The organism is Celeribacter sp. PS-C1 (assembly GCF_019429625.1).
In the GTDB taxonomy this organism is placed as follows: domain Bacteria; phylum Pseudomonadota; class Alphaproteobacteria; order Rhodobacterales; family Rhodobacteraceae; genus Celeribacter.
On record NZ_JAHXRW010000015.1, the window covers coordinates 70,126 to 80,703 of the forward strand.

The following is a 10,578-nucleotide window of genomic DNA, read 5'->3' on the forward strand; positions in this document are numbered from 1 at the left end:
TGGAGGAGGGGGGAGCGCTGATCAAGCACGAAAAAAGGCGGCCCGAGGACCGCCTTTCGCATTGAGATGCCTGCTGGGCTTATTCGCCTTTGGCGGCCGCGGTCGCTTGGGACACGGCGGCGGAGGTCTGTGCGGCAGCAGAGGCCGGAGCGGCGGGCTTGGAGCCATTTGCCAGCGGATCGTCGGCGCGTTGCACAGAGCCCTCGAAATGAGCGCCAGATTCGATGGCGATCGTTTTGTGGATGATGTCGCCTTCGACTTTCGCGGTCGAAGTCAGGCGGACTTTCAAGCCACGCACGCGGCCCACGATGCGGCCATTGACGACCACGTCATCGGCAACCACTTCGCCCTTGATCATCGCGGTCTCGCCCACGGTCAGAAGATGCGCGCGGATGTCGCCCTCGACGGTGCCTTCGATTTGAATGTCACCGGAGGTTTTCAGGTTTCCGGTCACGGTCAGGTCCGAGGACAGCACGGAGGCCGGCGGTTTCGGCTTCGACGCAGGTGCGGCGAAATCGGGGGCCGGAGACTTCGGCATGGCGGGCTTTGCAGCCGCCGCTTCGGGTTTCTTCACGTCCTCGCCCTGTTTCGGGCCCGGTTCGTTGATCCTGCTTTTAGAAAACATCGTTGGCAGCCTTAATGTAGATCATCGGATTGACGGCCTTGCCACCTACGCGCACTTCATAGTGCAAATGCGTGCCGGTGGAACGGCCAGAATTTCCCATAGCACCGATTTGCTCGCCGCGCGAGACCCTTTGCCCGACTTTCACCATTATTTGCGATTGGTGTGCATAGCGGGTTTCGATGCCGAATTCGTGTTGGATCTTCACCAGACGCCCGTAACCCGACTGCCAGCCGGCAAAGGTCACGACGCCGTCGGCGGTGGCATAAAGCGGTGTGCCGTAAGCGGCAGCAAAGTCCTGACCCTCATGCATCCGACCCCAACGCGGGCCGTAGGGGGAGGTCATGCGGAAGGCGCCTTGGAGCGGCAGGGCAAAGGGCGCCTTTTGCGCCGCAATGCGGTAGAGGTTCAGTCGGTCCATCTTGTCGATGATCGCATTGGCGCGCATCGAATCCGGATCAACCATGCCCCCTTTGGTGGAGAATGTGATGGGCGTCAGCGGGCCACCCTGACCGGAATAGCCCTTTTTCACCGTGGCGATGAGGTTTTCCGGGTCCATACCGGCCGATTTGAACATCTTGTCCAAGGGCGCGACCGAGATCGTCACGGCGTCTTCGAGCTGCGAGAAAATCCGGTCGTTCTTTTCTTCCATCAGGCGCAGGTCGGTTTCCAGCGCATCGGCCATCCGCAGCGCTTCGCTGGCGGAGATCACCATATCGTCACGCTCGGCGGCAGTATCTGCCAGCGCGCTGGTCAGCACGTCGACCGTGGCCTCGACCTCTTGCGCGCTCATCCCGTTCTGTGCGCCGTTCTCACCATTGATCTGCGCGACGAGCTGCACTTTGTCGGCCTCGGCTTCGTCGCGGGCTTTCAACGCTTTACGCAGATTCGCCTGCACCACCTCGACGCCGGTTTCCAATTCACGCACACGCTCCTCGGAGGCCAGCAGTTGCGATTGCATCACGGAGATCTGTTCGAGCGCGGTGTTGAAGCGGGCTTGGGCGGCGGCGGCCTCTTCGGCACGCATGTCGCGCTCATGAGCCAATTCGGCGACGCGGTTTTCAAACAAGACGAGATCGCGTCCGGATTGCTCACGCAGATTGCCCGATCCGATGCTGTCCATCAAAAGGATCGACGTGGCGATGATCAGCCAGGCGGCGAAGATGGTGGAGCCTGAAAAGGCCACAAGCTGCGTCAGCGGGCTGATCCGAAGATAGCGGGTGTCGTTGTCCGAGCGCAGAAACACCCGGCGTTCCGGGAAGCTGCGCTCAAGCATGTGGTTGAGCTTATAAATCATGGTGTTGTTCGTCGTGGCCGAGCCAAACCGTCCTCAATGTCCATCCCTCATCCGCTTTGCAGTCGCATAACCCGGGCAGGGGCGATCTGGACCGCACCTGCACCGTTTGCATCATTTACCCCGTAGGGGTGATCTCCGTCTCAAGCGGACATTTTCCCCTTCCTGCAAGCGGTTGCACACCTGTTAGCGAAGCTTTCCTGATGGGGCAACGTTTTTGCCCTTTTCTTTGGCGAATGCGCGGAAGATCAGCGGGAAATGACTAATTGTTGGCGGTTTCTTGCCTATGTTAGCGGTCGCAGGATGGGCGTTTCTGCCCCTGCCGCGACCGCCTGCCGCACCAGAGATGCAGTGGTCCCAAGGCGTCCGGCGGGTGCGGTCAGCTCCAGGCGGGCGGCAATTCCTCGGCCAGCGGCCAGTAGAAATCCGGTGGCATGCCAGCCTCTGCACGCTTTTCCTCGTTGAAGGGCGCTTTGGTGCCGCCGGGAAAATACCGACGCACGAGGGCGTGGAATTCCTCTTTCGGATCAATTCCCTGACGTCCGCAGAGAAAGTTGAACCACTTGGCGCCATAGGCGACATGGCCGACTTCTTCTGCGTAGATCACGTCGAGCGCGGCGACTGTCTCGGGGTCCTTGGCGTTCTGGAAGATTTTGATCATCCCCGGCGTCACATCGAGTCCGCGCGCTTCGAGCACCATCGGGACCACCGCAAGCCGCCCCATGATGTCCTCCGCTGTGTCCTCGGCGGCGCGCCACATCCCGGCATGTGCGGGCAGGTCGCCGTAGAAAGACCCCATGGCCTCCAGCCGGTCACAGACCAGATTGAAGTGCTTGCTTTCCTCATCCGCCGATTTCACCCAATCGTCGTAAAACCCGAGCGGCATGTCGATATCGGTAAAGCGGGCGACGATATCCCAATGCAAATCCACGGCATTCAGTTCGATATGTGCAATGGCGTGCAGGATCGCCTTACGGCCTTCGGGGCTTCCGGGTTTGCGTTTCGGCACGTCGCGCGGGCTCAAGAGCTCCGGACGCTCTGGCCGTGCGGGCTGCATCGGCGGAGTGGCTGTGCCCAGCGGAATCGGTGTTCCGCCTGCGCGGCTTTCCCGCCAAAGTGCTGCGTATTTATGCGATAGGGCGGTCTTTTCACGACCGTTGGCGGTGCGGAGCACCGCCTCGGCCATTTCAGCAAGCGTCAGGGTCATTCTGTGCGGCTCATGCCTTGGAGGCCTCAAGCACATCTGCGGCGTGGCCGGCGACTTTCACCTTGGGCCAGACCTGCGCGATTTTGCCTTCCTCATCAATGAGGTAGGTCGCGCGCGTGATGCCCCAAAAGGTCTTGCCATACATCTTTTTCTCCGCCCAAACGCCATAGTCCTCACAGACTGTGCCGTTCTCGTCGGACAAAAGCGGAATGCCCAAGTCATGTTTGGCGCAGAAGTTCTCGTGCTTTTTGACCGAGTCTTTCGAGATGCCGAAGACCGCGACACCTGCCGCCTCAAACTCAGATTTCAACGCGGTGAAATCCAGCGCTTCGGTGGTGCAGCCGGGGGTGTTGTCTTTCGGATAGAAATAGATAACCACCTTCTGACCTTTGAGATCGGAGAGGGTCACATCGCTGCCGCCGTCGCGGGGCAGGGTGAAGTCGGGGGCTGTGGTGCCGAGATCAAGCATATTTGTCTCCTCATATCTGCTGACATAGTGCTTTACGCGTTGCAGAGGCTTTCGGTTTCGTTTTAGGCCGCTTTGCGACAAGATGAAACCGATCCCGTCAAAGAGCCCATAAAACAGGACGCCAAAGCAGACGCATGAGTGAGCCGACCTCGCAGGACAACGACGATGTGACCGAAGAGGCCGCAAAGGCGCCTTCGGAGCAGGTCCCTGTGCCGAAATCGGAGTTCAAACCTGTGTCCAGACCGGAGCGCAAAAAGCGCCCGACTCATCACATTATCGGCTTCTGGACTCTCGCGTTCCTTGTGGCGCTGACGATTTTCGCCGCTCTGGCCGTGCTGGCCTTTACCGGGCGGGAAATCACCTTTCCGGACGCGATCACCACGCGGATCGAGCGCAAGATCAACAGCGAGTTGAATGGCCCCGAGGTCTCCATTGGCCAGATCGTCGCCATCGTCGACACCCATTTCGTGCCGCGTGTCACCGCCCGCAACGTGGGCCTGATCGACGGCACTGGCGCCGAGATTGCCCGGCTCAACGAGCTTCGCGCGGTACTCTCGAAAGAGGCATTGAAAGCCCGCCAGCTTCGCCCCGATACGCTTCGGCTTTCGGGTGCGCAGATCACCGTGCGGCGCAGTCAGGACGGGGCCTTCGCGCTTGATTTCGGCGGCACGCAGCGGGTGACGGGCTCGGGCGTCGAAGTGCTTGAGGCTATCGATCGCGCCTTTTCCACCGATCCGCTTTCGGGCATTTCCCGGATCGAGGCGCGCGAGTTGACCGTGTCCCTGGAAGACGCCAGATCTGGCCGGATCTGGCAGGCGACGGATGCGGGCGTGACTTTGGTCAATACGGATCAGGACATTGATATCACGATGAATTTCGAGATTTTCAATGGCACGGAAGACCTGGCGGACATCGAGCTTGGTTTTGGTTCGAAGAAGGGCTCACTGGCCTCGTCGATCTCGCTCAATATGGACAATGCGCCCGCACGCGATTTCGCGCTGCAAAGCCCGACGCTGTCGTTTCTCTCCGTCGTCGATGCACCCATCTCCGCCGCCATGCGCGCCGAGATCGGGCCGGACGGGCAGTTGGCGCAATATACCGGATCGCTCGAGATCGAAGCCGGTCAGATCGTCGCCGCCGAGGGGGCCGAACCGCTCGATTTCGAAGGCGCCAAGGGCTATTTCGACTACGATCCCGTTGGGAAACGCATCGTTTTCCCCGAGCTGCGGCTCGCGACCGATGCGCTCGACATCATCAGTCAGGGCCAAGTTTTGCTGCGCGATTTCGAAGGCAGTTGGCCGCAGAGTTTCACCGGGCAATGGCGGATTTCGGAACTGCGTGTGGCGCCGGAGGGGCTGTTCCCGGAGCCTCTGGTTTTCGATCAGGCGTTGATTGCCGCCAAACTGCGGCTCGATCCTTTCGTGCTCGATTTCGGCCAGATCGATCTGGCGCAGGGCGATCTTTGGCTGCGGGGCAAAGGCCGTGCGGCGGCAGGGCCGGAGGGCTGGTCCGCCGCGCTTGATCTCTCGGTCGATGAGATGACACAGGCCGAGCTGATGGCGCTCTGGCCGCCCGCCGCCGTCGCCAAAACACGGAGCTGGATGGCGGAAAACATCTTTGATGCCACCTACCGCGATCTTGACTTGGCTCTGCGGTTCGCGCCGGGACAGCGCCAGCCGACATTGGCCTTGGATTGGGATTTCGATAACCTTGATATGCGCTACATGACGGCTTTGCCTCCTGTGGCCGATGGGCATGGCTATGGCGCGCTCTTTGGGGCTGCGATGACGATGACCATGAACGGCGGCATCATTGAGGCGCCGACTGGCGGGCCGGTCGAGGTGGCGGGCACGTTGCTGCGTATTCCGGATATCTATGTCAAACCTGCGCGCCTTGAGATCGGATTGAAAACGCAATCCTCGGTCGAGGCGGGGCTGGCGCTTGTCGCCGGACCGCCCTTTAATGCGCTGCGCGAGTCCACCTTTGGCCCGGACGTGGCTGAGGGACAGGCGGCACTTTCGGGTCAGATCGGCTTTCCGCTGATCCAGAAAGTGATGTTCGAGGACGTAAATTTTCTGTTGAATGGCACGCTGACGGAACTGTCCACGGATCAACTCATGCCGGGGCAGATGTTGAGCGCGGATCGGCTGGCTCTGACGATGGACCCCTCCGGCTTGTCGATTGCAGGCGCGGCCAAGATCGGCACGGCGCAGATGTCCGGCCAGTGGCGCAAGAATTTCGGTCCGGAACACAGAGGCCGCTCGGACATGGTGGGCCAAGCGCGGATCAATCAGGCGCTGTTGGACACCTTCAACATCGCGCTGCCAGATGGCATGGTCACGGGCGAGACCGAGGGGGCGCTCACGGTCGCGCTCAGAAAAGGCCAACCGCCCGCCTTCGAAGTCACTTCCGATCTCTCCGGCCTGCGCCTGTCGTTTGCGCCGGTGGGCTACGGCAAACCGGCTGGCACGCGTGGGCAATTGACGCTCAAGGGCACGGCGGGGCCACAGCCGGAGATCACCGCATTTGAATTGTCGGGCGCGGGGCTTTCGGCGCGCGAGGGGCGGGTGGAGATCGCGCCGGGCGGACAATTCGAGCGGCTGAGCTTTGGCCGCGTCACCTTGGGCGATTGGTTCGACGTGCCTCTGGCCATCGTCGGGCAGGGCGCGGGGCAACCCGTTAAAGTCGAGATCTCCGGCGGGCGGCTCAATCTTGCGCGGGCGACCTTTGGCGGCTCGGGTGGCGGTGGCAACACGGGGGCCGTGCCTATCGAGGTGCAACTTGATCAGCTGATCATCAGCGAGGGGCTGGCGCTTGATGGGTTCTCGGCGCGGCTGTCCTCGGGCGCGGGCGTGACCGGATCGTTCAGCGGACGGCTCAATGGCACGGGTGCTCTGACCGGCACGATCCGACCGGGAGTGCATGGCCCGACCATCACCGCCACGTCGCAGGACGCGGGCGCGGTGGTCTCCGCCACCGGTGTGTTGGAGCGCGCCTCTGGCGGGGTGTTAAACTTTGGCCTGACGGCGCTTCCTGAGGAGGGCAGCTACGACGGTCGAGTCACCATCGAGGACATTCGCGTGCAATCCGCACCCTCTCTGGCGGAGCTTTTGTCGGCGATTTCCGTGGTGGGCCTGATTGAACAGATGACCGGGGGCGGCGGCATCCTTTTCACCCATGCGCAAAGCGATTTCACTCTGCGCCCCGGACGGCTGACCGTCAAAGGCGCGACTGCCGAGGGGCCGTCCCTTGGCATTACCATCGAAGGGCTCTATGACACCTCGGCTAAGACCGTGGACATGCAGGGTGTGGTGTCGCCAATCTATTTCGTCAATGCGTTGGGCCAGATCGTGTCGCGCCGCGGCGAGGGATTGTTCGGGTTCACCTACACGCTGACCGGCGCGGCCAAGGAACCGTCCGTGGGCGTCAACCCGCTATCGCTGCTCACGCCCGGCGCGCTGCGCGATATTTTTCGCAAGAAACCGGCGGGCGATCAGTAAAACAAGTAAGACCCGAGGCGTCTCATGAAACTTTCCGATTTCGATTTCGACCTGCCTGAGGCGCTGATTGCCACGCGTCCGGCCAAACCGCGGTCTTCGGCGCGGCTGTTGGTGGCGACGCCTTCGCGAATTGTGGACGGTCATGTGACTGATCTTTTGGACTGGTTTCAGCCTGGCGACCGTTTGGTTTTGAATGACACAAAGGTGCTGCCTGCGCGGCTGACTGGCAAGCGCGGCCGCGATACGGCGCAGGGCTATCAGGAAGCAAAGATCGAGGTCACGCTCTTGGAGCCGCAGGCCGAGGCTGGCCAGTGGAGGGCTCTGATCAAGCCATTGAAAAAGATCAAGGAAGGCGAGGAAGTGCGGTTCTCTGACGATCTTTCCGCGACCCTGATCGCGAAAGAAGACGGCGAGGCCGTGGTCGCGTTCAACCTCTCTGGCGAGGATTTTGACAAGGCGCTCGCGGAGGCCGGTTCGATGCCGCTGCCGCCCTACATTGAGGCCAAACGCAAGGCCGATGCGCAGGACAAGGAAGACTACCAAACCGTCTGGGCGCGGAACATGGGCGCCGTCGCAGCCCCCACCGCGTCTTTACACTTTGATGAGCCTCTGCTGAAAGCTCTGGCTGAAAAAGGTGTCCAGTTTACCTATGTGACGCTGCATGTCGGCGCAGGCACGTTCCTGCCGGTCAAAGTGGATGATGTCTCCGATCACAAGATGCATTCGGAGTGGGGCGAGGTGTCCGAGGGCGCCGCCGGTGAGATCAATGCGACGAAACAGCAGGGCGGGCGGGTGATCCCGGTGGGCACCACGGCGCTGCGTCTCATTGAAAGTGCGGCCCCTGCGCCGGGCGCGATCGCTCCCTTTCTCGGAGAGACGGATATTTTCATCAAACCGGGATATGAGTTCCGTGTGGCGGATGCTTTGATGACCAACTTCCACCTGCCAAAAAGCACACTTTTGATGTTGGTCTCGGCGCTTATGGGGCGCGAGCGGATGCGGGCAGTCTATGATCATGCCGTTGCCGAGGGTTATCGCTTTTTCTCCTATGGCGATGCGTCTCTGTTGCTGCCGCATGAGGTCTAAGGTCTGAAATCCTCGGTCCATGGCGTTAACCTTAACATCCGCGTGAGACATTCTCTGTAAAAGCGTGCCATCACGGAGGACATCCGTCTGCTTTCCCTCACATCCCGAATCCCCTAGGGTCCCGCCATGAATAAAGTGATCTCTTCCTCCGCGCCCCTGCTTTTGGGGATCATGCTCTTGATGATCGGCAACGGCCTGCAAGGCACGCTTCTGGGTGTGCGCGGCGTGGCTGAAGGGTTCTCCACCTTCGAGATTTCCATCATCATGTCGGCCTATTTCGCAGGCTTCCTCGGGGGCTCTCAGGCAGCACCGCGCCTCATTCGCCGTGTCGGACACGTGCGGGTCTTTGCCGCGCTGGCCTCGTTCATCTCGGGCGCGCTGATCCTGTTTCCGGTGGTTGCGAACCCCTGGGTCTGGACTGCGCTGCGGGTGGTTTTGGGGTTCTGTTTCTCGGGCGTTTACGTGACGGCGGAAAGCTGGCTCAACAACTCCACCACCAACGAACAACGCGGCAAGGTTCTCTCCGCCTATATGTTGGTACAAACCGTGGGCATCATCGCCGCGCAATGGATTCTGGCCAAAGGCGACCCGTCAGGCTTTGTGCTCTTCATCATTCCGTCTGTGCTCGTGTCGATTTCCTTTGCGCCGATCCTTCTGTCGATCTCGCCGACGCCGGCTTTCGAAACCTCGAAGCCGCTGACACTCGTTGAGTTGTTCCGCATTTCGCCGCTGGGCTGTATCGGCATGTTCCTGATGGGCGGCGTCTTTGCCTCGCAGATGGCCATGGCCGCCGTTTATGGCGGACAGGCCGGGTTCACGCTTGGCCAAATCTCCGCCTTCGTGGCGGCGATCTATATGGGGGCTCTGTTCTTTCAGCTGCCGATCGGCTGGATTTCGGACCGCTCGGACCGGCGCAAGGTGATTTTCGGCGCAGCAGGGGTGGGCGCTTTCGCCTGTGTACTGGGCGCGATTTTCGCGCAGAGTTACGTCTTTGTGCTCGCTGCGGGCTTTATCGCAGGTGGCATGGCCAGCCCGCTCTATTCCCTGCTCATCGCCCACACCAATGACTATCTGGAACCCGAAGACATGGCCGCCTCTTCTGGCGGGTTGATTTTTATCAACGGCGTCGGCGCCGTCGGTGGCCCTCTGATCGCGGGTTACATGATGACCGGGATCGGTCCTCAGGGCTATTGGGTGTTCCAGATTTTCCTTTTGGGCGGTGTGGCGCTTTATGCGCTTTGGCGGATGACGCGGCGCGCGGCGGTGGAGGACACATCCTCCTATGTGGCCGTGATGCCCTCGACAACCACGGTGGTGGCCGAGCTTGCTCAGGAAGTGGCCAACGACATGGCTGAAGAGGCCGAGGCCCAACATGAGGCCGAAGAGGCCACACGCGATGCTGTAAATGCGCAACAATTGGAAAAGTGACCTGCCGTTAGCGTTAATTAACTTGCGCAGACTTCGGGGCTTTGTAACGCTTCTGTAAAGATTTGCCACAGGAGCACAGACAGATGGCGCAGACTGCTGAGAAAACCCCCGAGGACATTCTGGCCTTTTGGCTCGATGAGTTGGACCCGTCCCAGTGGTATGTGGCCGACGAGGCGCTTGATAAGCGGATTCGCGATGAGTTCCTATTCACATGGCAGAAGGCGCAGGAGGGGGCCTATTCACTTTGGCTGACCTATCCGTCGGGGGCCTTGGCCTACATCATTCTCAATGACCAAATGTCCCGCAACATGTTCCGGGGCGAGGCCAAAGCCTTTGCCTCCGATGCTGTGTCTCTCGCGGCGGCGAAGGCGGCGGTGGACAAAGGTTGGGATCTGCGGATCGACGCGCCCGCGCGCCAGTTCTTTTACCTGCCGATGATGCATAGCGAAAACCTGTCGGATCAGGAACGCTGCGTGCGTCTGATCTGTGAGCGTTTGAAAGGCGAGGGCAGTAACCTGCTTCACGCCAAAGCGCATCGCGAGGTCATCCGCATGTTCGGGCGTTTCCCCTATCGCAACGCGGCTCTGGCGCGGGCGACCACGCAAAGCGAGGCGCAATTCCTGTCTGATGGGGGCTACGCGGAGATTTTGCGCGGGTTGCAACCCGTCGCGGCCTAAGTCCTTCCACACCATTTCTGAGGTATGCGCCTCCCGCCCGAGCTATGCATTGGGTGGGAGGCAGCAATTCATACAGAAGTGAAGAGCTTCATTGCTCCGATTTTCCAGATAGTTTAGCATCAAACTAAATTTCTGGTTTCGGGAGGACCCACCATGTCTGACACATCTTTCGACCTCATCGTGATCGGCGCCGGCCCTGGCGGTTATGTTGCCGCCATTCGTGCGGCGCAGTTGGGGCTCAAGGTTGCCTGTGTCGAGCGCGAAAACTTGGGCGGGATTTGTCTGAACTGGGGCT

The 10,578-nt window shown here is 60.7% G+C and carries 9 protein-coding genes; 5 read left to right on the forward strand and 4 right to left on the reverse strand.

Going from position 1 to position 10,578, the window contains the following annotated elements:
- Positions 1–79: 79 nt before the first annotated feature.
- The 4 genes from J5Y17_RS17250 to bcp all read right to left on the reverse strand — a co-directional run bounded on the left by J5Y17_RS17250 (position 80) and on the right by bcp (position 3,592).
- The gene (locus tag J5Y17_RS17250) at positions 80–625 is read right to left on the reverse strand and encodes a polymer-forming cytoskeletal protein (protein WP_219786998.1); all 546 of its coding nucleotides are present in this window, start codon (positions 623–625) and stop codon (positions 80–82) included.
- Entirely contained in the window at positions 615–1,919 is a 1,305-nt protein-coding gene (locus J5Y17_RS17255; protein WP_219787000.1) for a M23 family metallopeptidase, read from the reverse strand. Before J5Y17_RS17255 ends, J5Y17_RS17250 begins: the two co-directional genes overlap by 11 nt.
- Before the next feature lie 376 nt (positions 1,920–2,295).
- Positions 2,296–3,123 carry a ferritin-like domain-containing protein gene (locus J5Y17_RS17260; RefSeq protein ID WP_219787002.1) on the reverse strand — a complete coding sequence of 276 codons (828 nt, stop codon included), beginning with the start codon at positions 3,121–3,123 and terminating at the stop codon, positions 2,296–2,298.
- Positions 3,124–3,133: 10 nt separating this feature from the next.
- Positions 3,134–3,592: a thioredoxin-dependent thiol peroxidase gene (gene bcp, locus J5Y17_RS17265; RefSeq protein WP_219787004.1), complete on the reverse strand. Its 459-nt coding sequence runs from the start codon at positions 3,590–3,592 to the stop codon at positions 3,134–3,136.
- A 134-nt stretch (positions 3,593–3,726) separates the two neighbouring features.
- On the opposite strand from bcp, the gene J5Y17_RS17270 reads away from it, so the two are divergent.
- The 5 genes from J5Y17_RS17270 to J5Y17_RS17290 all read left to right on the forward strand — a co-directional run.
- The gene (locus J5Y17_RS17270) at positions 3,727–7,092 is read left to right on the forward strand and encodes a DUF3971 domain-containing protein (protein WP_219787006.1); all 3,366 of its coding nucleotides are present in this window, start codon (positions 3,727–3,729) and stop codon (positions 7,090–7,092) included.
- A 24-nt stretch (positions 7,093–7,116) separates the two neighbouring features.
- Positions 7,117–8,178: a tRNA preQ1(34) S-adenosylmethionine ribosyltransferase-isomerase QueA gene (gene queA / locus J5Y17_RS17275; protein WP_219787008.1), complete on the forward strand. Its 1,062-nt coding sequence runs from the start codon at positions 7,117–7,119 to the stop codon at positions 8,176–8,178.
- A 126-nt stretch (positions 8,179–8,304) separates the two neighbouring features.
- Entirely contained in the window at positions 8,305–9,606 is a 1,302-nt protein-coding gene (locus tag J5Y17_RS17280) for an MFS transporter (protein ID WP_219787010.1), read from the forward strand.
- A gap of 83 nt (positions 9,607–9,689) precedes the next feature.
- On the forward strand, positions 9,690–10,283 hold the full coding sequence (locus J5Y17_RS17285; RefSeq protein ID WP_219787012.1) for a DUF924 family protein: 594 nt from the start codon (positions 9,690–9,692) through the stop codon (positions 10,281–10,283).
- A 153-nt stretch (positions 10,284–10,436) separates the two neighbouring features.
- Positions 10,437–10,578 (forward strand): FAD-dependent oxidoreductase (locus J5Y17_RS17290; protein WP_219787024.1); only part of this gene is annotated, 142 nt, incomplete at its 3' end.

Coding starts and splice junctions, on each gene's coding strand:
- J5Y17_RS17250 (WP_219786998.1), bottom strand. CDS start 625: ATGTTTTCTAAAAGCAGGATCAACGAACCGGGCCCGAAACAGGGCGAG.
- J5Y17_RS17255 (WP_219787000.1), bottom strand. CDS start 1,919: ATGATTTATAAGCTCAACCACATGCTTGAGCGCAGCTTCCCGGAACGC.
- J5Y17_RS17260 (WP_219787002.1), bottom strand. CDS start 3,123: ATGACCCTGACGCTTGCTGAAATGGCCGAGGCGGTGCTCCGCACCGCC.
- bcp (WP_219787004.1), bottom strand. CDS start 3,592: ATGCTTGATCTCGGCACCACAGCCCCCGACTTCACCCTGCCCCGCGAC.
- J5Y17_RS17270 (WP_219787006.1), top strand. CDS start 3,727: ATGAGTGAGCCGACCTCGCAGGACAACGACGATGTGACCGAAGAGGCC.
- queA (WP_219787008.1), top strand. CDS start 7,117: ATGAAACTTTCCGATTTCGATTTCGACCTGCCTGAGGCGCTGATTGCC.
- J5Y17_RS17280 (WP_219787010.1), top strand. CDS start 8,305: ATGAATAAAGTGATCTCTTCCTCCGCGCCCCTGCTTTTGGGGATCATG.
- J5Y17_RS17285 (WP_219787012.1), top strand. CDS start 9,690: ATGGCGCAGACTGCTGAGAAAACCCCCGAGGACATTCTGGCCTTTTGG.